The 24045-nt window shown below is 29.8% G+C and carries 23 protein-coding genes and 1 tRNA gene; 13 read left to right on the forward strand and 11 right to left on the reverse strand.

The annotated features are described in order from the left end of the window. Positions 1-2: 2 nt before the first annotated feature. Genes GQR97_RS05930 through GQR97_RS05940 form a run of 3 tightly spaced genes read right to left on the reverse strand, consistent with a single transcriptional unit; the run spans position 3 to position 1881 of the window. The gene (locus GQR97_RS05930; RefSeq protein ID WP_158846424.1) at positions 3-446 is read right to left on the reverse strand and encodes a GNAT family N-acetyltransferase; all 444 of its coding nucleotides are present in this window, start codon (positions 444-446) and stop codon (positions 3-5) included. 41 nt (positions 447-487) lie between these two features. Continuing rightward, the gene (locus GQR97_RS05935; protein WP_158846426.1) at positions 488-1405 is read right to left on the reverse strand and encodes a cation diffusion facilitator family transporter; all 918 of its coding nucleotides are present in this window, start codon (positions 1403-1405) and stop codon (positions 488-490) included. Between the two features lie 41 nt (positions 1406-1446). After that, on the reverse strand, positions 1447-1881 hold the full coding sequence (locus tag GQR97_RS05940; RefSeq protein ID WP_158846428.1) for an RpiB/LacA/LacB family sugar-phosphate isomerase: 435 nt from the start codon (positions 1879-1881) through the stop codon (positions 1447-1449). 923 nt (positions 1882-2804) lie between these two features. Between GQR97_RS05940 and GQR97_RS19955 the strand changes: the two genes are divergently transcribed. From GQR97_RS19955 to GQR97_RS05955, 3 genes are all read left to right on the forward strand, one after another. Further along, positions 2805-2867 carry a hypothetical protein gene (locus GQR97_RS19955; RefSeq protein WP_410488946.1) on the forward strand — a complete coding sequence of 21 codons (63 nt, stop codon included), beginning with the start codon at positions 2805-2807 and terminating at the stop codon, positions 2865-2867. Between the two features lie 247 nt (positions 2868-3114). Next, positions 3115-5310 carry a ribonuclease R gene (gene rnr / locus GQR97_RS05950; protein WP_158846430.1) on the forward strand — a complete coding sequence of 732 codons (2196 nt, stop codon included), beginning with the start codon at positions 3115-3117 and terminating at the stop codon, positions 5308-5310. Between the two features lie 498 nt (positions 5311-5808). Beyond that, the gene (locus tag GQR97_RS05955) at positions 5809-8028 is read left to right on the forward strand and encodes an FUSC family protein (protein ID WP_158846433.1); all 2220 of its coding nucleotides are present in this window, start codon (positions 5809-5811) and stop codon (positions 8026-8028) included. An 8-nt stretch (positions 8029-8036) separates the two neighbouring features. On the opposite strand, the gene GQR97_RS05960 is transcribed toward GQR97_RS05955, so the two are convergent. Beyond that, complete coding sequence (locus tag GQR97_RS05960; RefSeq protein WP_158846435.1) at positions 8037-8564, reverse strand: sigma-70 family RNA polymerase sigma factor; 528 nt, start codon at positions 8562-8564, stop codon at positions 8037-8039. Between the two features lie 291 nt (positions 8565-8855). Here GQR97_RS05960 and GQR97_RS05965 point away from each other — a divergent pair, with 291 nt between their 5' ends. From GQR97_RS05965 to GQR97_RS05980, 4 genes are all read left to right on the forward strand, one after another. Beyond that, positions 8856-9155 (forward strand): heavy metal-binding domain-containing protein, encoded by a 300-nt coding sequence (locus GQR97_RS05965; RefSeq protein WP_158846437.1) that lies wholly within the window; start codon positions 8856-8858, stop codon positions 9153-9155. Positions 9156-9266: 111 nt separating this feature from the next. Next, positions 9267-9941 carry a head GIN domain-containing protein gene (locus GQR97_RS05970; RefSeq protein WP_158846439.1) on the forward strand — a complete coding sequence of 225 codons (675 nt, stop codon included), beginning with the start codon at positions 9267-9269 and terminating at the stop codon, positions 9939-9941. A gap of 126 nt (positions 9942-10067) precedes the next feature. Next, entirely contained in the window at positions 10068-10661 is a 594-nt protein-coding gene (locus GQR97_RS05975) for a DUF3575 domain-containing protein (protein ID WP_158846441.1), read from the forward strand. A gap of 170 nt (positions 10662-10831) precedes the next feature. Continuing rightward, the gene (locus GQR97_RS05980; protein ID WP_158846443.1) at positions 10832-13246 is read left to right on the forward strand and encodes an ATP-binding protein; all 2415 of its coding nucleotides are present in this window, start codon (positions 10832-10834) and stop codon (positions 13244-13246) included. Here GQR97_RS05980 and GQR97_RS05985 read toward each other — a convergent pair. The 3 genes from GQR97_RS05985 to GQR97_RS05995 form a co-directional block, all read right to left on the reverse strand. Further along, positions 13239-14573, reverse strand: a complete 1335-nt coding sequence (locus tag GQR97_RS05985; RefSeq protein ID WP_158846445.1) for a sigma-54-dependent transcriptional regulator — start codon at positions 14571-14573, stop codon at positions 13239-13241. The two genes, GQR97_RS05980 and GQR97_RS05985, sit on opposite strands and share 8 nt — an antisense overlap. A 114-nt stretch (positions 14574-14687) precedes the next feature. Continuing rightward, complete coding sequence (locus GQR97_RS05990) at positions 14688-15008, reverse strand: hypothetical protein (RefSeq protein WP_158846447.1); 321 nt, start codon at positions 15006-15008, stop codon at positions 14688-14690. Positions 15009-15052: 44 nt separating this feature from the next. Next, positions 15053-15382 carry a hypothetical protein gene (locus tag GQR97_RS05995; protein ID WP_158846449.1) on the reverse strand — a complete coding sequence of 110 codons (330 nt, stop codon included), beginning with the start codon at positions 15380-15382 and terminating at the stop codon, positions 15053-15055. A gap of 303 nt (positions 15383-15685) precedes the next feature. On the opposite strand from GQR97_RS05995, the gene GQR97_RS06000 reads away from it, so the two are divergent. Next, the gene (locus GQR97_RS06000; RefSeq protein WP_158846452.1) at positions 15686-16375 is read left to right on the forward strand and encodes a LysE family translocator; all 690 of its coding nucleotides are present in this window, start codon (positions 15686-15688) and stop codon (positions 16373-16375) included. A 166-nt stretch (positions 16376-16541) separates the two neighbouring features. Here GQR97_RS06000 and GQR97_RS06005 read toward each other — a convergent pair. The 3 genes from GQR97_RS06005 to GQR97_RS06015 form a co-directional block, all read right to left on the reverse strand. Further along, positions 16542-16612 (reverse strand) — tRNA-Cys (locus GQR97_RS06005). A gap of 50 nt (positions 16613-16662) precedes the next feature. Next, the gene (folB, locus tag GQR97_RS06010; RefSeq protein WP_158846454.1) at positions 16663-17025 is read right to left on the reverse strand and encodes a dihydroneopterin aldolase; all 363 of its coding nucleotides are present in this window, start codon (positions 17023-17025) and stop codon (positions 16663-16665) included. After that, positions 17025-17234: a zinc ribbon domain-containing protein gene (locus tag GQR97_RS06015; protein WP_158846456.1), complete on the reverse strand. Its 210-nt coding sequence runs from the start codon at positions 17232-17234 to the stop codon at positions 17025-17027. Before GQR97_RS06015 ends, folB begins: the two co-directional genes overlap by 1 nt. A 114-nt stretch (positions 17235-17348) precedes the next feature. Here GQR97_RS06015 and GQR97_RS06020 point away from each other — a divergent pair, with 114 nt between their 5' ends. The 4 genes from GQR97_RS06020 to GQR97_RS06035 all read left to right on the forward strand — a co-directional run bounded on the left by GQR97_RS06020 (position 17349) and on the right by GQR97_RS06035 (position 22269). Further along, on the forward strand, positions 17349-19358 hold the full coding sequence (locus GQR97_RS06020; RefSeq protein WP_158846458.1) for a glutamine--tRNA ligase/YqeY domain fusion protein: 2010 nt from the start codon (positions 17349-17351) through the stop codon (positions 19356-19358). Positions 19359-19406: 48 nt separating this feature from the next. After that, positions 19407-20483, forward strand: a complete 1077-nt coding sequence (locus tag GQR97_RS06025; RefSeq protein WP_233267610.1) for a TPM domain-containing protein — start codon at positions 19407-19409, stop codon at positions 20481-20483. A gap of 75 nt (positions 20484-20558) precedes the next feature. Then, positions 20559-21044 carry a DUF1761 domain-containing protein gene (locus GQR97_RS06030; RefSeq protein ID WP_158846462.1) on the forward strand — a complete coding sequence of 162 codons (486 nt, stop codon included), beginning with the start codon at positions 20559-20561 and terminating at the stop codon, positions 21042-21044. Between the two features lie 67 nt (positions 21045-21111). Continuing rightward, positions 21112-22269: a GNAT family N-acetyltransferase gene (locus GQR97_RS06035; RefSeq protein WP_158846464.1), complete on the forward strand. Its 1158-nt coding sequence runs from the start codon at positions 21112-21114 to the stop codon at positions 22267-22269. A gap of 76 nt (positions 22270-22345) precedes the next feature. Here GQR97_RS06035 and GQR97_RS06040 read toward each other — a convergent pair whose 3' ends face one another. Continuing rightward, a complete protein-coding gene (locus GQR97_RS06040; protein WP_158846466.1) occupies positions 22346-23278 on the reverse strand; it encodes an SPFH domain-containing protein in 933 nt (310 codons plus the stop codon). 77 nt (positions 23279-23355) lie between these two features. Between GQR97_RS06040 and GQR97_RS06045 the strand changes: the two genes are divergently transcribed. Then, a complete protein-coding gene (locus tag GQR97_RS06045) occupies positions 23356-24039 on the forward strand; it encodes a hypothetical protein (protein ID WP_158846468.1) in 684 nt (227 codons plus the stop codon). Positions 24040-24045 lie beyond the last annotated feature (6 nt).

The following is a 24045-nucleotide window of genomic DNA, read 5'->3' on the forward strand; positions in this document are numbered from 1 at the left end:
TATTACTGCTTTATCATCGCAATATGTGGAATATTATCTTCTAAATAAGGATCTCCAATTTCAGAAAAACCTAAATTATTATAGAATTTTTTAAGATATAACTGTGCTGAAATTTTTATAACAGTCTCTCCAAAATGTAACTGTATCGCTTCCGCGGAAGCGTGCATAATATCGTAACCATATTTATGCTGCCTTTGATTTTTAGCCACTACTACCCTACCAATACTAGATTCTTTAAAATAATCGCCTGGTTTAAAAATACGTGTGTAAGCTACAATTTTGCCATTTTTAACACCTAAAACATGTAGTGATTTTTGGTCTTTACCATCAATATCTTGATATACACAATCTTGTTCTACTCCAAAAACTTCACTTCGTAATTGAAGTAATTTATACAGTTCTATTTTAGTGAGTGCTTCGAAAGTTTTTACTGTAATATTTATCATAAATTTTTAATTCTGATTGGTTTCGATTAACTCAATAATCATCAATCCTGAACAATAATATCTTTAGAATCGTTTTTATTAAATTCTGGCTGAATGGTAACGTGATTAATATCGTATTTTTTATGAAGATAGGCTTCAATTTCACATAAAACAGCATCGAATTCGGTTATAGAAACATCTTCTTCTAAATCTAAATGGGCCTCTAAATGCAACTCATCATCGCTTAAATTCCAAATATGAACATGATGCAATAGTTTTACGTTTTTAATGGTACCAACATCGACCACCAATTCTTTAATATCGATATGCTCGGGTGTAAAGAGCATAAGCATTTTGGTGGAGGTTTTTAAAAGATCTAAACCCATCCAAATTAAATACAATGCTATAAGAAAAGTTAATAAACTATCTACCCAAAAAAGTTGATAATATTTCATTAACATACCACCAATAAACACGGCTACACTAGCCAACATATCTGTCAATAAATGAATGTAAGCAGATTTTATATTGATATTATTCTCGGCATTTTTTTTCAATAATAATACGCTAAATCCATTACCAACAATAGCAAGTAAGGCTAAGAATATAACTAAATTAGACTCGATAGCCTGCGGATTTTGAAATCGTATTACAGCTTCCTTTATTAAAATAACAGCAACAATTATTAAGGTAGATGCATTGATGAAAGCTGCTAAAATTTCGGCACGTTTATAACCAAAAGTTCTATATTCTGATGCTTCCTTTTTTGATAATTTAGAAGCTACATAACTTACCACTAGCGATATAACATCACTAAAATTATGTAGCGCATCACTTAACAAGGATAAACTACCAGAAATTAATCCACCAATTACCTGCGCTACTGTAATTACAATGTTTAAAAGAATAGAAATCATAAGATTTTTATCCTTCATATCATTATGATTGTGCGAATGACTATGTTCGTGATTGTGCCCCATTTTTTATTTAAACTGTAGTTTATATAGAAGCAAAATTTAAATTAACATGATAATGGAATTTTATCGATGCGGTTTTGGTGACGTCCGCCTTCAAACTCAGTATTTAAAAAAACATCCACCATTTCTATAACTTGTTGTACCGCAGTAAAACGAGCTGGTATGCATAAAATATTAGCGTTATTATGGCTACGTATTAAATGTACAATTTCTTTATTCCAACATAAACCTGCACGAATTTTTTGGTGTTTATTAGCCGTCATAGCCACACCATTAGCACTTCCGCAAATTAAAATGCCAAAAGTAGAAGTTTTGTTTTCAACATCGTCTGCAACTGGATGTACAAAATCGGCATAATCAACACTATCGTTAGCATCTGTTCCGTGGTTAATAATTGTAATTCCTTTTGCTTCTAAATGCTTTATAATTGCAAATTTGTACTCTGTTCCTGCGTGGTCGTTTCCTATGGAAATTGTCATTATATATATATTAAAGTAAACTTAAACAAAGGTACTAAATAATGTAGTCCTATTATATATTTGCATCGTGCTATCTATATGTACAAATGCTAAATTTGTGCTAAAATGGATTAATACTTTACAAATCAATAGCTTGAAAATTATAAAGCATAATTACCGTTTAGGTTATTAACAATTAACAATTATGTGTATTAAAATATTCATTAGTTGTTAATAAGTGTTCATTAGTTTGTAAAAGAAAAACATTGAATATCCAATAATTTTCACAATCAATAACATTTAGGTAACATGCAAATAAGTTAATGTAAATTTTTGGTTAAGTTATTAGCATCAAAAAGGGTACTTCTTAGATTTGTTAATAGCTTTAGTTATTAAAAATTGTTGTTAATATAGGTTATTAACAATTGTTAATAGTGTTTTTAAAAACCTTTAAATTAAATGAGTTAGAGTGTTTAAAGCTGTTCATTTGTTATCAACAACATTCAATAAAATACAAATCAAAATAAAGCTTGAAAAAGTTATACCGCTATTCACAAGCTATAATAAGCACCATTTATTTTTTTAAATTTAAAAGAAAAACTGATTATATATATATATATGTGGATAACTCTAAAATTTAAGGAAAATTAAATTTTTTATAAAACGAATTGTGAATAGTAAAACTCACTTTGTTTTAAATAAATTTTAGTTTCTAAATTCGTTTAACCTTTTTCAATTTAAAATAATTTAGTCTATAAATAAAAGTTTGTTAATAAGATAGATTAACTATTAAAGGTGTTGAATTCTTTTTATTTAGTTTTATTAAAATAAGGGTTGTATTAGAAAGTTTATTATTAAATATCTATATATCAAATAATTAATGTTTTTTTAAGATTAAAATTCACTAAAAATTAGAAATAAATTTAGCCCATTTATCTTCGGGCATGTATCTTATAAAAATGAAAGGTGATTATAAAACAGTGATAAAACGCATTGTAAAGCAATAAATTAAGTATTCAAGTTTAAAATTTAAGCCTGTAGATATTGTTTTTAATTAAATAATATTATGAGGCTTAATTATTTATTAAATTTATGTTTTTAACATTTTGTTTTCAGAAATTTAACGCTATCAAAATGTCATTTAATATATAAATTGTAGCTTTGTATAAAATAAATAGCGCATCTTCTCTAAAATTACGCTATTAGATAACAGAATTTCCATTATCTTAGGAAATCAAAATGATTACAAATTAAATGACAAGAAAGAAAAAAGGAAAATCCAAAAGTAAAGGGATTTCCAACCTATCAAATACAATCTTAAGTATATTAAAAAAAGAAAGAAACCAAACTTTTAACTATAAGCAAATTGCAGCAAAAATTGGTGTTAACGATGCTAGTAGTCGAAATCAAATTATAAAAAAACTTCGCGATTTACAAGGTAAAAATGAAATTGAAGAAGTAGAACGCGGTAAGTTTAAAGCTGTTATTAATGCAGAATACCATACCGGAATTTTAGATTTAGCAGCTAGAGGTAACGGCTATATTATTTGCGACGATTTTGAAGACGATGTTTATATTGCCGCAAACAATATCAATAAAGCGTTAAATGGTGATGAAGTAGAATTTTACGCTTATAAACGTAGAGTACGTGGTAAAATGGAAGGTGAAATTACCAACATTATCAAACGTGCTAAAAGTGAGTACGTTGGGGTAATCCAAATTCACGAAAAAAAGAATTTTGCTTTTGTAGTTTGCGATAGCAACAAAATGAGCAAAGATATTTTTGTACCTATCAACAAAATTAATAAAGCCGAAGATGGCGATAAAGTACTTGTTTCATTAGAAGATTGGCCAGAAAAATCCGATTCTCCTAACGGAAGAGTAATAAAAGTACTTGGTAAACCAGGCGAACATAATACAGAAATTCACGCTATTTTAGCAGAGTACGGCTTACCAATGGAATTTCCGCACGAAGTCGAGGAGTTTGCTAACAATATCGATACTACAATTACCGAAGAAGAAATTGGAAAGCGTAGAGATATGCGTAAAGATTTAACCTTTACAATAGATCCAAAAGATGCCAAAGATTTTGATGATGCCTTATCTTTTGAGGTATTAGACAACGGTTTATACGAAATTGGTATTCACATTGCCGATGTATCTCATTATTTACAAGAAGGTACTATTTTGGACGATGAAGCTTACGAGCGTGCGACATCGGTTTATTTAGTCGATCGTGTAGTTCCTATGCTTCCAGAAGTATTATCGAACAACGCCTGTTCTCTGCGTCCACACGAAGAGAAATTAACCTTCTCTGCCGTTTTCCAGATGAATGATAAGTGTGAGATTAAAAACGAATGGTTTGGCCGTACAGTAACGTATAGCGATTCGCGTTTTGCTTACGAGGAAGCGCAAGCCATTATAGAAAGTAAAACCAATAACATTCCAAAAGAAGTTTCGTTAACAGGCGAAGCCTATAAAACCGATCAAAAAGTAGCCGATGCCATCTTAAAAATGGATGATCTAGCTAAAATAATGCGTGGAAAACGTATGGGTTCTGGTGCTATTTCTTTCGATAAAGTAGAAGTAAAATTCGATTTAGACGAAAACGCAAATCCAGTAGGCGTATTCTTTAAAACCAGTATGGATGCTAATAAATTAATTGAAGAATTTATGTTATTAGCAAACCGAAAAGTATCGGAATTTGTTGGTAAAAAAGATCCAAAAAAGACGTTTGTTTATCGTGTGCACGATGAGCCAGACGATAGTAAATTAGAAACACTACAAAATGTAGTGAGTAAATTTGGTTATAAATTAGATTTTAAAGATCGTAAATCCGTATCATCATCTCTTAATAATTTGCTAAAAGAAGTAAACGGTAAAAAAGAGCAAAACCTAGTAGATACTTTAACAATTAGAACCATGAGTAAGGCCGAATATACTACCAAAAACATTGGGCATTACGGTTTAGCTTTCGATTATTACAGTCACTTTACATCGCCAATTCGTCGTTATCCAGATGTTATGGCACATCGATTATTACAGTTGTATTTAGACGGTGGAAAATCGGCAAACCAAGATGTTTACGAAGAAAAATGTCAACATTCCAGTAACATGGAAGGTTTGGCAACTAGAGCCGAGCGCGATTCTATAAAATACATGCAAATTAAATTCATGCAAGATCATCAAGATGAAGAATTTGTGGGTGTTATTTCTGGAGTAACCGATTGGGGAATTTATGTAGAAATCATTTCAAATAAATGCGAAGGTATGGTAAGTGTTCGTGACATGAAAGACGATCACTACGCCTTTGATCAAGATACTTACAGCATGGTTGGAAGTAAAAATAAAATTTCTTATCAACTTGGAGACGAGATTATTGTAAGCGTTAAAAATGCCGATTTAGTTAAAAAGCATTTAGATTTTCATTTAATAGGAAAACCAGAATAAGAAATATAAAATAATAATTTGGGCGTTACTCTAACCACGCTTTTAAGGCGTGGTTAGAGTCGGGCTTTCACTACTCAATCTTTTTGTTTTTAAAGAAAAAACAAAAAGGATTTCAAACAAACCGTTCAATCCCTAACGCACATATTTACTGTGTTTCATGGGGTATTGAAGGGTTTTTTTATTACAATCAGAATCCAAAACTATAAAACCTATTTTTTTAAAATATCTAAGAAATTTATAAGCTACAAACTTTACTTTTTTAGTTGTTTCTTAGTTTTTTTGATAATACTAATAAAACATTTTAATAAGTTTACTTAATTAAATTACTAGCTATACCTAAACCGTATTTATAAATTTCTACCCTTTTTTTTAATCATTTATAAAATTTAAGAGTAGTTAATCCGCTTAAAGTAATTTTAGCATTATTTTAAGTTTAAATATTCCAAATAGGTAGACTTACCTAAAAATCCTTCTTAAATTTGAAACTTAATCCTAATTATGGTTAATAATTTAATTAGATACTTTAAAAGTATACATTTTATTAAAGCACTTTTGGTTGCTTTAGCAATGGCAATACCTGTATTAATATCCATTTATTTTTTCGATAGATTTGATATAGGATTTAGCATTGCTTTAGGAGCTATTTTATGTGCACCATCAGATGTTCCAGGTAGTTTAAAACATAAGTTTTACGGTATATTGGTGTCGATAATTTTGGCTTTTTCAATAACTTTTTTAATAGGTTATTTTAGTAATTATGTTATAGTATTAGTGCCTCTAATAATCGTTTTAGTTTTCTCAGTTTCTTATATTTCTGTATTTGGTTTTAGAGCATCGCTAATCTCATTAGTTGGACTATTATCCTTGGTTTTAGCTTTTGCGCATCAAGGTGGAGAAATTTCTATTTTAGAACATTCATTATTTATAGCTTTAGGTGGAGTTTGGTTTTTATTTTTAACCATGTTAACGCAATTGGTATTACCAAGAGTTCAAGTAGATTATTTATTTATTGAACTGATTGAAAAAACTTCGGAATTTGTAAAAATTAGAGGGAAGCTATTAGTTGAAATCGATGATAGAAGTAATCTTTTAGAACAGAATTTTAAACTTCAAACAGAAATAAATGAGCTTCACGAAACCATAAGAGAAGTTATTTTAGAAAAGAGATTAAGCTCTGGTTTTAGTAATAGAACAAGACGACAACAGTTAATTTTTTCCAAAATAATGGAAATATATGAGTTGGCTATTTCTAATACTATTGATTATGATAAGCTTGATGCTTCGTTTAAAGAACATCCTGAAATAATAGATGAGTTTAAACTATTAATTTTTGAAATTTCAAATAGATTAAAACATGTTTCTAAAGTTATTCTAAATGAGGAAAAGCTTTCGTTTAAAAACAATTTTAAAGTTTTACTTAAAAAAATAGAAAATCATATTCAAATTTATAAAGTAAGCATTGGCATATCAGAATCTAGAGAAGGCACTATATTTTTATTAAACTACAAAACATACCAAGAAAAGCAAATAAGTAACCTAATAGATATTTTTAGAATATTAAATGGTTACTCTAAAAACGATACAATTAGAGGTATAAAAGACGCCGAACAATTTATTACACCTCAAGATTATGATCTTAAAAAATTAATAGCCAATTTTAGTTTTGAGTCACCAATATTTAGGCATTCATTGCGGTTAACACTCACTATGTTAATTGGTTTTATTATTGGTTATGTAATTGAAATGCAACAACCTTATTGGATTTTATTAACCGTGGTGGTTATTATGAGGCCTAGCTATGGTTTAACTAAAGAGAGAACTAAGCACAGAGTAGTAGGAACGTTAATTGGAGCTGCAATTGGTGTTGGAATTGTTTTTTTAACTCAAAACCCAATAATTTATGCTTTAATAGCGGCTTCGTCGTTAATAATAGGGTTTTCTTTAGTCAAAAACAACTACAGAAATGCGGCTGCATTTATTACAGTGTATGTAATTTTTATGTTTGCTTTAATTAACCCGAATATTTTAACAGTTATAAAGTTTAGAGTTTTCGATACTTTAATTGGTTCTTTATTGGCTTTTGTGGGTAATTACTTTTTTTGGCCCGCTTGGGAATCTAAAAACATTAAAGAATTCTTTTCAAATTCGATTGAAAGTTTTTTAGAGCTTTTAAAGGAAATAGATAAATTATATCATGTAAAAGGTGAAGCATCTACAGCATATAAGTTAGCTAGAAAAGAAGCTTTTTTACAAGTAGGAAATTTAAATGCAGCATATCAAAGATTAATTCAAGAACCAAAATCTAAACAAGAAAATAGTGCTATAGTTTATGAGTTAATGACTGTTTTTAATACTTATTTATCATCCCTTTCAGCATTAGGAATGTACATTAGAACCAATGAAACTGGTAAAGTTCCGGAACAATTTGAAATTTATGTAAAACATATTTTATCTAATTTAGAAATAGCAAATGGAATATTAAATAATGAAGAGGAATCTAATATAAGTTTAGATAATAAAGAATTAGCCATGGCAACTGGAAATTATGAAAACTATTTTCATAATTTATCTACACAAAGAGATAAAGAAATTGAAAAAGGATTACCTATTTCAAAAGAAATGAGAATGCAATTACATGAAACGCAATTAGTATTCGAACAAGTAAGATGGTTATATAGCTTATCGGAAAGTTTAGTGAAAAAAATAAGAAAAATTTAGGAAAAACCTTAAACACGGTTGCAAACCGAACAATTTGGCTCTCCAGTTAAATTACCGTTTTTATCTAGGTCGTATTTACAACATGCTTTAAAGTTGTTTTTCAAAATTTCTTTAGATCTTTTTATTCTGACTTTTACATTTTCTAAGCTTATATCTAGAGTATTTGCAACTTCTTTTTGTTTTAAACCTTTTATATAAACGAGCTCGATAACGTCTCTGTTAATTTTTGGTAAATCGGTTATAAAGCGATCAAAACAGCATACATCTTGATATATGTTTTGTGGAGTTTCTTTATTTGTATTTACTTCTTTTACGTAAACAGATTCTTTATTAAAATGGTTTATTATTTCATTTCTCGCTATCTGAAAAACCCAAGCTTTTACTTTTTCGTTGTTTTTAAGTTTCGTTAGATTTTTATGAATTTTTAAGAATGTATTCTGGAAAATATCCTTGGTATCGTTTTCGTTTTTTACTTTTTTAAGAATAAAAAAATAAAGCTCGTCATTGAAATTGTTCCATATGTTTTTAGTTTCCATATTCAAAAATAAAGAAAAGGTTAGTATTAATACTAACCTTTATAAAGGGTTTAACAACAATTACATTTATTGCATTCGCATGTATTACAAGAGCAATTTTTTTCTAAACAATTTGTGCAATTGCATTTTGTACAATCGCAATTAGTACATTTACAAGTAGTCATATCTTTTAAATTTTATTATTCATTAAGGAGACCTAGAAAAGGTAAAAAAGATACATTTTTTTTAAATAAATTTAAGAACTTGTAACATTATCGGCTAATTAAACACCAATATAAAAAATACAAGAATATGATTTTAACAACAACAGACACTATAGAAGATCACAATATAAAAAATTATTTAGGCATCGTAACAGGCGTAGATGTAAGTATGCCAAAAACAACGCTTACGTTTAATATGGAAAAATATTATGAATCTTACGAGAATAAAATAAATCTAGTTAAAGAAGAGGCATTTCAGAAATTAAAAGATAATGCTAGTAAACTTGGGGCAAATGCAGTTGTTGGTATTGGCATAGATGTAGAAACTTTACCAAGTTCGGGTATTATTGTGGTTTCTGTTACAGGTACCGCTGTTACTGTGGTTTAGTTTTTTATATTGCAAATGAATGATAATGTTTTGCTAAAGTTTAAAACTTCGGAACAATTATTGATAATTTTACGTCTAATAGAAACAGGAATCAAATAATATAAAATACAGATGAAAACAATAGTTAAAATTTTAGTGCTTTGTATCACTACAAGTTTATTTGCGAATAACGGTATAGACAAAGAAATCGGAGAATTTACAACCTTAAAAGTTTACGATTTAATAGAGGTAGAGCTTGTAAAAGATAATGTTAATAAGGTTGAGATTTCGGGTAAAAACTCTCAAGATGTTGTAATCGTTAATAAAAACGGATTATTAAAAATAAAAATGAGTTTAGATAAGATTTTCGATGGTAACAATATAAAAATAAAACTACATTATACAGCTGTGGATGTTATTGATGTTAACGAAGGAGCCAAAGTGATTTCTAATGATGTTTTAAAGCAATTTGAAATCGATTTAAGAGCTCAGGAAGGTGCATCTATAAATTTAGCTCTAGATGTTACTTTTGCTAACATTAAAGCTATTACAGGTGGTATTATTGAAACTACGGGAACGTCAACAAGTCAGAAAATTTCTTTATTTAGTGGTGGAATATACCAAGGTCAAGAACTTAAAACTACTAAAACTGAAGTAGCTATTAAAGCAGCTGGTGATGCTCATGTTACCGCTACCGATGAAATTGATGTTAATATTAGAGCTGGAGGCGATGTATTTATTTATGGTAAACCAAAAAATGTTACCGAAAATAAAGCTTTTGGTGGACGTGTTATATACGTAGATTAGGTTATTATAATAGTCTCATTTATTTCAATAAAAATTCTTTTAAAATTCATGTAGTTAAAAACTTTAGATTTGTAATATCTCTGATAAAAAGTGTCCTAGGTGTTTTAAAACTAAAAAACTAACTATATGAATTTTAATTTTTATCTATTCAGTATTGTTTTATTTCTAGGAACATTTCAAATACATGCTCAAGATGTAGAAGAAAGAAATTCACCTAAAAGAGAAACTTACATTAAAGGTAATGCTGCAACTATTTTATTAGCGGTTCCACACTTCGGAATTGAAACTACTGTTGGTGAAAAATTTAGTTACCAATTTGATATTATGGCTTCTTTTTGGAATTCTATCGACGGATTACCATATAAATTCGGCATAGCAACTTCAGAATTAAGATATCATTTTAAAGAGCGTTTTCATGGTTTTTATGCGGGAATACACTTAGCTGGTACAACGTTTAAAATAGCTAAAAATTTTAGAGATCGGGATTATGTATATCAACAAGGTTTGGGTTATATGCTTGGTTCTACTATTGGTTTTCAGAAAAAAATAAATGATAAGTGGATGCTCGATATTTTTCTTGGTGGTGGATGGCATCAAGGGTTCTATAAAGGCTATCACATAGACACTGGTGAGCGTCTTGAAGGTGCTACAAAGTATAATAAAAGTGGGGAGTGGTTACCTTATCGTGGTGGTCTTATGCTAGCTTATAAGTTAAACTAGTATTTTTTATTGCAAAAAGTATGTAAAAAAAACAATAAGTTAAACAGTTTATAGTTGAAAGAATAGTAATTAATATTATTACTTTTTTTATTTAAAAAATTAGATTTAAGTATAAAGCAAAAACAGTATTATTAACCAATTTTTATAAGGTTAAACATTATTTATTTTTTATGAAATATGCTAAACGTGCTATTACTTTTAAAGTTATAATTGGTTATATTATACTAGTTATTTTGGCTGTTACTTCTGGGTTTTTAATTTTTTACGAAATAAAAACATTTACAAGCTTACAAAAACAAGATATTTCAGATCGTAGTAAAATTATTAAAACAGGAAGTTTAATCGCCGATATTTATGAAAATGAAAGTTTAGCAAGAGCTGCAATTCAATTAAATTCTTCGGAAAAGTTTAAGGAATATGTTTTTGAAAATGATCAACTACTTTTAAAAATAGATTCGCTTAACTTGCTTATTAATAGTAGTTCTCAAAAAAATATTTTAGATAGTATTAGAGTATTTGTAGATAGAAAGTTTGAAAACATTACGTATTTGAAAAACTTAAAAAACGGTGATAACTCTAATGAATCTATAAATAAAGCAATTAGTAAACTTACCTCAATCGATTCTCATTTAGGAAAGGTTTCTATTAACGATCTTGTTAAGAACCCTGAAGCTTTAGATAAAAAAACACGTTTAAATTTTGAAGAATACGTAAAAATACTAAATAAATATAACCCTAGAGATTCAATAAATAAAGTGGATCAAGAAGAAATAGATTCATTATTATCTATTTCAAAAAACATGCTAAAAGATGCTCAGGTTAAATCTAATAATCAGCGTGCATTTTTACAGAAAAAAGAAGGAGAGCTTATAGAGAATGATTTAATTATTTTTAAAAAATTACAAGAATTATTAAGCGCTTTAGAACGTGATATTATTCGTTACACTAGTAATATCAATAAACAAAGAGAAGTAACGATTAACCGTAGTAAAAATATTATTTTATTTGCTGCAGGCATTAGTTTTGTAGTTATCATTATTTTTTCAATTATCATTTTAAATGAGTTTAGAAAAACCCAACGTTATCGAAAACAATTGGAAACCGCTAATGAAACTGCATCTTCTTTATTAAAAAGTAGAGAACAATTAATATCTATGGTTAGTCATGATTTACGAACACCTTTAAGCACAATTACAGGTTTTAGTGAATTACTTCAAAATTCAATACAAGATAAAAAGGATAAGAATTATATAGAACACATTTTTAGTGCTTCTAATTATATGGGGAAATTAGTGGATGATCTCTTAGAGTTTTCGAAACTTGAAAATGGAAATATAGCTATAGAGCCTGTACCGTTTAACTTAGAAAAACATATAGATGAAATTGTCCAAAACGTAAAAAATATTGTTAAATATAAACCTGTTGATTTTATTATAGAACACGATAAATCTATAAGTAAACTTATAATTACCGATCCATTTAGATTAAAGCAGATTTTGTTTAATTTAATTATTAATGCCTATAAATTCACTAATGCAGGTAGTATCACAATTTCTAGTTCTCTAAAAAATAACACTTTAGAAATTAAAGTTACTGATACAGGAGTTGGTATTAGTGAAGACCAAAAGGAACATATCTTTAAGGAATTTGCACAGGCAGATAATAACCAGGATATTAACCATACTGGTTTTGGATTAGGTTTAACAATCTCTAAAAAACTAGTTGAACTTTTAGAAGGAAAATTAACGTTAGAGAGCGAAATAAATAAAGGAAGTGTATTTGCTTTAAAGATACCTGTAAAGCTTTCGGATAAGGTTTTAAATACGTCTAGTAAGCCGTTAGAAGCCTTAAATTTTAATTTGAAAGCCATAGTAGTAGAAGATGATGTTTCTATGCGACAACTTATTCATGATGTGCTAAAACAATACGGTGTTGAGGTTTATATGTTTAATAATGCAAAAACGGCTTTAGATGAAATAAAACATATAGATTACCATTTTGTTTTAACCGATATTCAGTTGCCAAAAATGAATGGTATTCATTTTATGGAAGTTCTTAAAAATGATTCGTCTTATAAAAATCAACCTATAATTGCAATGACTGGAAGGGCAAATATGGCTACCAAAGATTATATAAATAGTGGTTTTTCCGAAGTATTAATAAAACCATTTAGTTCTAGTAAAATTGAAGGTATTTTACAATCTTTTTTTAGTAGTAAAGCATCTCATAAAACAATTAACTCTATTACGGATAGTGGCATACAAACAGAAGGATTTAGTCTCGATTCATTGAACGTTTTTTTTAATAATGATACTGCTGCAATAGAAGGTATATTAGATACTTTTTTAGAAGATACTAAAAGGAATTACCTACTATTAGAAGTTGCTAAAAACAGTAACGATATGGATACCATAAATGGTACAAGCCATAAAATGCTTACTATGTTTAAACAGTTAAATGTAGATACAGTTATTCCTTTTTTAGAAAAATTTGAATCAGGTAAAACTATTGAAAATAATGATTTTATAGATTTTAAAAATTATTTAGATAAGTTTATAAAGAATTTAGAAGCTTACCTTAGTTAAGGTTGTATTCCTTAATTTTATTATAGAGTGTTTTTCTTGTGATATTTAATAATTTTGCAGCGTTAGTTTTATTATTTCCAACTTCTTTTAAAGCTTTTATAATAAGCATTTTTTCATTTTCTTTAGTTGAAAATGTGTTGCTAATTGTATTCGATTCTTTGGGTTGTTTTAACTCAACGGGTAAAACATTTGTATCAATAATTTCAGTTTGCGTTAATAAAGTGGCTCTTTTAATCACATTAGATAATTCTCTTAAATTACCTGGCCATTGGTAATCTTGAAAAATATTTAAAACACTTTTTGAAAAACCTATTACCGATTTATTTAATTGCTTATTCGCTTTTTCTAAAAAGAAATCTGCATAAAGAATTAAGTCGTTGTTTCTATCTTTTAGATTGGGAATTTTAATAGAAAATTCATTTAAACGGTGGTATAAATCTTCACGAAAAGTACCTTTTTCAACAGCTTCAAGTAAATCTTCGTTTGTTGCTGTTATTAACCGGATATCAACATTAATTTCATTATTGCTTCCCACGGGCTTAACCTTTCTTTCTTGTAAAGCTCGCAGTAATTGTATTTGATTTTCATAGGTTAAATTGCCAACTTCATCTAAAAATAAAGTACCGCCATTGGCAGCTTCAAAATGGCCTATTTTATCGTCTGTTGCACCTGTAAAAGCTCCTTTTTTATGTCCAAAAAACTCACTAGATGCTATTTCTTTAGGTATAGCACCGCAATCTACAGGTATAAATGGTTTACCGTTTCGTAAACTTTCTAAGTGTATAGTTTTTGCTACAACTTCTTTACCTGTACCACTTTCGCCGGTAATTAACACAGATAAATCTGTTGGTGCTACTAATTGAATATATTCGTTTAGAGTGGTAGAAGCTGCACTAATACCTTTAACAAAATCTATATTAGTTTTGTCTTTTGGAGGTTTAGTTGTTTCAAAATTAGAATCAATGGTTTTCTTTTCTAAAGCGTTACTAATAACCTCTAAGACTTCCTCTGGATTAAAGGGTTTAGAAATATAATCGAAAGCACCTTGTTTCATCGCTTTTACTGCGGTCGAAACTTCAGCGTAGCCAGTCATTAAAACTACAGGAACCGTGTTTTTACTATCCTTTATTTGTTTTAGTAAATCTATACCATTTCCATCGGGAAGGCGTAAATCTGTAAAAATTAAATCGTAGTTCTGTTGTTTTAAAAGCGTAGACGCACTATTAATATTATAACTTACAGTAACTGCATAATTATGCCGTTCTAAAAAATGTTTTAGCATTTTAGAAAAGGAGACATCATCTTCAATTAATAAGATTTGCTTCATAAAAAGTGATTGATCAACAAATGTATTAAGTTTAGTTGATTGGTATATTTTTAAAACAGAAAAAAAGACGTTTTATTTCAAAACGTCTTTTTATAATAAATGTGATAGAATATATTATTCTTCAGTAACTTCAACATCGCTTGCTTTCAACCAATTACCATCTTTATCAATATATACTACATTGTCTGTACCATCGATAGTTATCTCAAGTTTATATTGTTGCTTAATGTTTACATAAGCTTTGTTAAGCGTAGCTGAAGTAAAGTCTTTTGCAATAGTTGCTGTAACTTCTGCTGGTAAGCTTTCTAAAGTAATTTCCTTAAATTCTTGTGTAATAGAAACACTTATCATTTCATTTTGAATAGGATTAATTGTTGATGCGAAAGTTGAAAATCCACCTGCTACGATTGCTACTGCTAAAATTAATTTTTTCATGATTTTGTTTTTTGATTATTATATACTTAATTATTTATAAAATATTATTCCTCGCTATTTTCAGTAGCTTCAACATCACTTGCTTTCAACCAGTTACCATCTTTATCAATATATGCTACGTTGTCTGTACCATCGATAGTCATTTCAAGTTTAAATTGCTCTTTCCCGTTTACATATGCTTTGTTAAGCGTAGCTGAAGCAAAATCTTTTGCTATAGCTGTTGTAACTTCTGCAGGTAAACTTTCTAAAGTAATTTCCTTAAATTCTTCTGTAATAGAAACGCTTATCATTTCATTTTGAATAGGATTGATTGATAATGCGAAAGTTGAAAATCCACTTGCTACGATTGCTACTGTTAAAATTAATTTTTTCATGATTTTTGTTTTTTGATTACTGTAAATTGTTTTACGATTACTTAAGAGAAATAAATATGCCGTAAATAGAATTAAATGTTTTTTTATTTTTAATTAACTGATTAATAGTATTTTATGGTTTCATGAAAAAATGAGTGATAATATTTTATGTGTAAAAAGTGTGTAAAATGGTAGGAGAGTGTGTAAATATTACACTGTTATTTGTTATTGAACGCTAAGTAAACTTTGATTATGGGTTTCTTTTGTTATTAACAAGAAAGTTTTAAAATATTTCATTACTTTGTATAAACTTCTATTAAGTTTATGTTTGACGATATTTTAAGAGCTATTCCCTTCGGAATTATTCTAGCTTTCACCATTGGTCCAGTATTTTTTGTGCTGTTGGAAACGAGTGCCACAAAAGGTTTTCGGAGCGCGTTAATTTTTGATAGTGGCGTAATGCTAGCCGATATTATTTTTATTTTGGTTGCATTTTTTAGTACCAATAAGCTTCTTGAGAAGATAAAGGACGATCCAAATTTTTTAGTATTTGGTGGTGTATTATTATTAGTCTACGGATTAATTTCATTCATAAAAACTTCAAAATCCTTTCGTGAAATTGTTAGAGAATATCATAAAGTTGAAGTTAAAAAAGGCTACGGAAAATTATTTTTAAAAGGCTTTTTGCTTAATTTTATAAATATTGGTGTGTTGCTTGGTTGGGTGGCTTTTATTGTTTTAGCAAACTCGTTAACCACATCTAAAAATGGAGTAGTTGTATTTTTGAGTACTATTTTAATTGTTTACTTTTTGACTGATTTAGCAAAAATTGTAGTCGCTAAAAAACTTAAAAACAAATTAACACCACGCCTTATATATAAAACAAAAAAGGTAATTGCTTTGGTTATTTTAGGTTTTGGTGTATTGCTTTTAGTGCAAGGATTTTTTCCGAAGGAAAAGGAGCTTTTAAAAGAAAAGTTAGAACAAATTAGTCCATTAGGAGAAAATAATTAATTAAAAGCATTTCCTTCATAATTCATCTATTTTTTACAGTTTAAACGGCTTGGTTGGAAATCAATATAGCGTAATTGTGCGTTTAAGTTAAATAAAATGAGATTTTGTCTTAGAAAATATAAGGCATAAAAAAAGCTTCCTAAATAAATAGAAAGCTTTTTTGTTGAGGTGTCGAGCGGATTCGAACCGCTGTAGCAGCTTTTGCAGAGCTGAGCCTAGCCACTCGGCCACGACACCTTAATGGAGGTGCAAATTTAAAAAAAAATTACAATTTCCAACACTTTAAATTACTTTTTATGCTTTTCGGTCATTTTTACGGTAACACGAGCAACATCTCCGCCAATTGGAGGGTTTAATTTACTTACCCAAACCGTTGCTTTTGTAACCATAGTATCTTCTTTAAAAATACGATCTAAAATACGCTTAGCTACCGTTTCTAAAAGATACGATGGAATTTCCATTTCCTCTTTTATAATACGGTTTAAAAACACATAATCTACAGTATCACTAAGTTTATCCGATTTTGCCGATTCTTGTAAATTCGCCTTTACTTTTAAATCTACACGGTAATCGCTACCAATTTTTGTTTCTTCTTTTAAACAGCCGTGGTATGCAAATACGCGAATGTTTTCTACTTTAATTATTCCCATTAGTTTGTAAATAAATCAAAAATGTTACTCAAGGCGCTGGTTTTGGCTTTGTAAAATTCGGGATATGTACAACGTTTACAAGTTACCGAAGTAAATTTTTTGTTTTGTACATCAAATATTTTAGACCATCGACCACCAGTGGCGCGCATTTCACTGGTTTCAAATTCTCTGTTTGCGCATTTTGGACAACTGTAATTATTATTTTTCATAGCATAGCTTTTAAAATATTAGTTACAATAAATCCAAATTTGTTACGCTTCTTAGCTAGAATTAGGTCAAAAATAACTTGAATTTACGTAATTTTGAAGCTTATTTATTTAAATATGTCGGAAGAAAGAAAATCACTCAACTTTTTAGAGCAAATTATAGAAGAAGATTTGGCAAACGGAATGCCAACAAACAGTCTTCGTTTTAGGTTTCCACCAGAACCAAACGGCTATTTACACATTGGCCATACCAAAGCTATCGGAATTAGTTTTGGTTTGGGTGAAAAGTATAATGCACCAGTAAACTTGCGTTTTGATGATACCAATCCAGCTAAAGAAGAGCAGGAATATGTAGATTCAATTAAGGAAGATGTTTCTTGGTTGGGGTACAAATGGGATAAGGAATTGTTTTCATCCGATTATTTTCAAGAATTATACGATTGGGCAGTACAATTTATAAAAGATGGCAAAGCATATATAGATTCGCAGTCTAGTGAAGCTATGGCCGAACAAAAAGGAACACCAACGCAACCAGGTGTAGATGGACCTTTTAGAAATAGAACTGTTGAAGAAAATCTCGATTTATTCGAACGTATGAAAGCGGGAGAATTTAACGAAGGTGAACATATTTTACGTGCTAAAATAGACATGCAACATGTAAATATGTTAATGCGTGACCCTATTATGTATCGTATTTTAAAGAAACATCATCACCGTACGGCAAACGATTGGTGTATTTATCCAATGTACGATTGGACGCATGGTGAAAGTGATTATCTAGAGCAGGTATCACACTCGTTATGTTCACTTGAATTTAAACCTCACAGAGAGCTTTACGATTGGTTTTTGGACCAAGTAGTTACAACTGATAAATTACGCCCAAAACAGCGCGAATTTGCCCGTTTAAACCTAAGTTACACCATTATGAGTAAACGTAAGTTGCTTAAATTGGTTGAGGATGGTGTGGTGAATGGTTGGGACGACCCACGTATGCCAACCATTTCTGGTTTGCGTCGTAGAGGTTATACACCAAATTCTATTAGAAAATTTGTGGAAGCGGTTGGTGTTGCCAAGCGAGAAAACATGATTGATGTATCACTTTTAGAATTTTGTATTCGCGAAGATTTAAACAAAACGGCACCACGTGTTATGGCGGTTTTAGACCCGATTAAAGTGGTTATTACAAACTATCCTGAAGATAAAGAGGAATGGTTTGAAGCTGAAAATAACCAAGAAGATGATGCCGCTGGTTTTAGAAAAGTGCCATTTTCTCGTGAAATTTATATTGAAAAAGAGGATTTTAAAGAAGAAGCAAGTAATAAGTTTTTCCGTTTGAAATTAGGCGGAGAAGTACGTTTAAAAAACGCTTATATTATAAAAGCAGAATCGGTTGTAAAAGATGCTAAAGGAAACATTACAGAAGTACATTGCACCTATTCTGATGATACCGAACGCCGTATAAAAGGAACATTACATTGGGTATCTATAAAGCATGCTGTAAAAGCTGAAGTTAGAGAATACGATCGTTTATTTTTAGATGAAGCTCCAGATAGCCATCAAGATAAAGACTTTATGGAATTTATAAATCCAGATTCTTTAAAATTAGTGGAAGCTTTTGTTGAGCCAAGTTTACAAGATGCTGAAATAGGGCAAAGGTTCCAATTTCAACGTTTAGGATATTTTAATGTAGATAACGATTCGTCTTCAGATAAATTAGTATTTAATAAAACGGTTGGTTTACGCGATTCTTGGGCAAAGGTGAAGCCGCAGGCAGAAGCGAATAAAAATGCAAATAATAATCAACAAAAACCACAACAACAGTCGCAAAGAAAAGCGATTGATGTGATTCAAAAATTAGGAAAAAAATACACGAATCTACCTGAAGAGAAACGACTAAAAGTTAGAACTGAAATTTTAGAACTAGCCAAAGATGTTACTTACCATGAGGTAGAACCGCTTTTTAACACCGCTGTTAAAAAAGTAGGAACACGTATTGCTGTGACCCTTATTTTAAAAGTTTTGTTGGAAAACGGACAAGCTAAAAATGATGATATTAATGCGTTTATTGAAAAGGCATTAGATGATAAAAATGAGTTATTAGTGAAAGAAGCTAAAACATTTAATTAAATCGTAGGTTACTAACAGCATTTGAGTAAAATAAAAATAATAATCCTCTTGTTTTTTGTTTGGTTTCAATATACCAACGGGCAAGAGGATTTTCCTGTTTTAACCGAAATTGTAACCGATAATGCGGCACTTTTCCGCGAAAGCGAAACTTTAGAACTTCGAGAAAAACTTAAGGCTTACGAAACTGAAACCACACATCAAATAGTAGTTTTAACAATTAATTCCTTAGAAAATAATACTGTTGAAAATTATGCTTTAAAGGTTTTTGAAAACAATGAACTAGGACAAAAAGAAGCTGATAATGGACTCTTAATTTTAATAGCTAAAAATGATAGAAAGTTTAGAATTGAAGTAGGTTATGGTCTAGAACCTATAATTACCGATGCTTTTGCGTCTCGAATTATTAGAGAAACCATGACGCCCGAATTTAAAAAGGGTGATTTTTTCAAGGGTGTAGATTTAGCAACATCGGAAATTATAAAACTTATAGACGACCCTAAATACCGTGAAGAATTTGCTAACTTAAATGAAGAAGGAAGTGAAATGCCGTTATGGGGAAAAATAATAATAGGGTTTATTTTACTTATATTTTTGGGTCTTTTTATAGGAGCGGGAGGGACTTTGTTTTATAAAGGATATAAGCAATTAATAAATTTATTTAGAGGTTTAATTACTGGGAAGGTTAGTATTGTTTCATTTCCATTTTTCCTTTTTTTCTCCATAATTACAGTTGCTTTTAGTTTGCCATTTATTATTATGCCTTTGATTTTTGGCGCCATTTTTATTAATATTGGAATGAATAATAATCAAATTGGTGATCCTTTTATGTTTATAGAAAATGCCTCATTTTTAAACATAGCTAACTTAATTATTTTCGTAGTTGTTTTGTTTATTGCTATTCCTTTAATTATAGTTTTTTTAACCCGTTCTAATAAAAATCATGAGCCTTTTAAATTATCAATACTAAAAAGTGATAAAAGTTTTATGAGCAAGAATTTTTCTTCTAGTGGTTCTAGCTCAAGTTATAGTAGTTCAGGTTCAGGTTATAGCAGTTCATCTTCAAGCAGTAGTTTTTCTGGTGGTGGAGGAAGTTCTGGTGGCGGTGGTTCTAGCGGAAGTTGGTAAGAGTAATTTATTGATAATAAATAAGTTATTATCTAAATTTAACTATCTTTAAAAACTAACTAAACTTAAAATATTATGGATTTTTTTAACCCAATAGCACTTTTAGTAGCTGCTATTTCTGCCTTGGTTGTTGGTTTTATTTGGTACAACCCAAAAGTTTTTGGAACCATTTGGATGAAAGAAGCTGGAATGAGTGTAGAAAATATGAAAGGGGGAAACATGGCTAAAATTTTTATTATGGCTTTTATTTTTGCCTTTTTATTAGCGATGACCATGATGCAAATGAGTATTCATCAAACCGGAGCGTTGAGTTTGGTTGGTGGAGATCCTTCAAAAGCTTTGCCTTCTTATGCTGCGTTTATGGCCGATTATGGTAATCATTTTAGAACTTTTAAACACGGTGCGTTACACGGTGTTTTAGCAGGCGTATTTGTGGCTTTACCAATATTAGGCACCAATGCATTATTCGAAAGAAAAAGTACTAAATACATTTTGGTGAACTCTGGATATTGGATTGTGACTTTAGGTATTATGGGAGGCATTATATGTGGTTGGAAATAAAATTTTTGTAAACTTTTAACATATTTATAGACTGAGAAGTGTAATTTTCGGTCTTTTTTATTTTCTATTGATACATTATAAAATTTATAATTCATTTAACAAACTTCCAGAAGGCTGGAACGCACTTGTAAAACACGATGTTTTCTTGCAAACGCCCTATTTACAAGCTTTGGAAGAAGCCTCGCCAAATAACCTAGAGTTATTTTACATTGGTGTTTTTAAAGAAGGTGTTTTGGTTGGTGCAGCCGTTACACAACGTGTACAGTTGTATTTGCAAGATATGTTTAGAAAAACGGAGCTGTCTTGTTTTAAAGCTTATGTTCGGGATTTAGTTTCTAAAATTTTAAAAGGTAATATTTTAGTTATAGGAAACTTAACACATACTGGGCAACATGGTTTGTTTTTTGGAAAGAAAGATCTATCTAATCGAGAATTTTTTGAAGTTATTGATAAGGCTTTAAATGAAATTAAAACGATTATAAAAACCAAACAAAATAAAACAATTAGAATGTTTGTGTTGAAAGATTATTTTGAAAACGATCCTATTCACAAAGAAAAAGAAAGCTTAAATGCTGCCAAATTACATCAGGTGCACATGCAGCCTAATATGATACTTTCTCTTAGAAAGGATTGGTTTACTATCGAAGATTATACGGCTTCATTACATAAAAAATACAGAGATAGATATAAACGTGCCAAGAAGAAATTTAACTCAATTAAAGCTATAGAATTATCTTTAGATGATGTTAAAAACAATTCTGAAGTATTACATAAATTGTATCTAAATGTTTCAGATAATGCTAAGTTTAATACATTCATTTTACCCGAAAATCATTTTTATAGTTTGAAATTTCAACTAAAAGATAATTTTAGAATTTTTGGATATTATTTGGATGATAAACTTGTTGGTTTTTACACGTTAATCTTGAATAATAAAGCTTTGGAAACCTATTTTTTAGGGTATGATAGTGAACACCAATATTCGCATCAGCTCTATTTAAACATGCTTTATGATATGCTAAAATTTGGTATAGAAAATAGTTTTAAAAGTATAGTTTATGCACGTACAGCCATGGAAATTAAAAGCTCGGTAGGTGCAGAGGCTAAACCTATGCTGGTGTATTTAAAACACACCAATGGTATCATGAATGCATTACTGAAACAGATTTTTAAATTGATGAATCCATCACAAGAGTGGGAAGAGCGCCATCCTTTTAAAAGTTAATAAACTTTCCTAAACATAAAAAATCCCCAAAGCTGAACTTTGAGGATTTAATTTCAATTTAAGGAAATTTGATATTCTATTCTTCCTTTTCCTTTTTATTATTATTAGAGTTTTTCATGGCCTCTCCAATTTGGTTACTTGCTGTAAAACTAGCAACCATATCGTTTAGCATATTGCTACCAGCTTGTGGAGAATTTGGTAATAGAATTAAGTTACTATTAGTTTCACTACCAATGGCTTGTAATGTATCATAATGTTGGGTTACAACAATAAGCGCAGATGCTTCTTGGCTGTTAATACCAACACGGTTTAATACATCTACAGATTCTTCTAAACCACGTGCAATTTCACGACGTTGATCGGCAATACCTTGCCCTTGTAAACGTTTACTTTCAGCTTCAGCTTTTGCTTTTTCAACAATTAAAATACGAGCCGCATCACCTTCATATTGTGCCGCAGTTTTTTCTCTGTCGGCCGCGTTAATACGGTTCATAGCTGCTTTTACTTGTGCATCTGGATCAATATCGGTTACTAATGTTTTTATAATATCGTAACCATAATTTTGCATGGCTTCATTCAATTCTGTTTTTACAGCAATGGCAACATCGTCTTTGCGTAAAAATACATCGTCTAAAATCATTTTTGGAACTTCGGCACGTACCACATCAAATACATAACTTGTAATTTGATCGTGGGGATAATCTAGTTTATAGTAAGCATCTTCCACTTTTTCTCTAATAACTTTATATTGCACAGAAACTTTAAGACGAACAAATACATCGTCTTTCGTCTTCGTTTCGACTATAACATCCAATTGTTGGATTTTTAGGCTTAAACGGCCTGAAACGCGATCTACTAACGGAATTTTCATTTGTAAACCAGACTGACGAATACTATGGAAGCGCCCGAAGCGTTCTATAATTGCAGCGGTTTGTTGTTTTACCGTAAAGAATGATGAAATTAAAATAAATAGCCCAAATACAATTAGGGGAATTAAAAGGAAATCCATAGGTTTTATATTAAATGATTAGAAAATTTAAGATACAAAAATTATATTATATTTGGTCGTTTATAAGCTCAACTCGTATGAAATTTAATCGACTTTTACTATTAGTAGCCATTACACTATGTTTTGTTACAAAAAACTTTGCACAACATGGTAATGTGCGAATTACTAACAATATAAATATAGGTGGTGGTATTACCCAATTTGATATGACTACAGATAATTTTAACACAAAAAGTGCACAAGGTTTTTTAGGAGGAATGAGTGCAATAGTTGATATACCACACAGATGGTATAATATGAGTTTTGGTATGCAGCTCTCTGAAAATCATATTGAAATACTAGGACGACCAAGTTTAATTAGTTTCGATGAAACTTATATTGATTATAAAATGTTTGCGGCTCAATTGTCTTTATTGATGCATATAAAAGTGATTCCAAAATATTTTACAATAGATGTTGGACCCATGTTACAATACAATGGTAAATTGGAGTTAAATGATAGAAACCAAGATGGATATTACATTGCTAACTACACTAATTTATCGGCAGCAGATATTCTTAATATTTCTCAATTCAATTTTAATGGTGCAGTAGGTGCTTCTGTTGGTATTAAAAACTTTAAGTTAAAAGCGCAATATATTTATGGTTTTACCAATATTTTAAAGAAATTAGACAATGCTAGTTTAGATACGCTAGGTGGTAATACTCGTTTTGAAGGAAACCAAAATATGTTGGTTTTTGGAGCCGTAGTAGAATTTTAAGATTTT

The organism is Algibacter sp. L1A34 (assembly GCF_009796805.1).
Taxonomy (GTDB): Bacteria; Bacteroidota; Bacteroidia; order Flavobacteriales; family Flavobacteriaceae; genus Algibacter.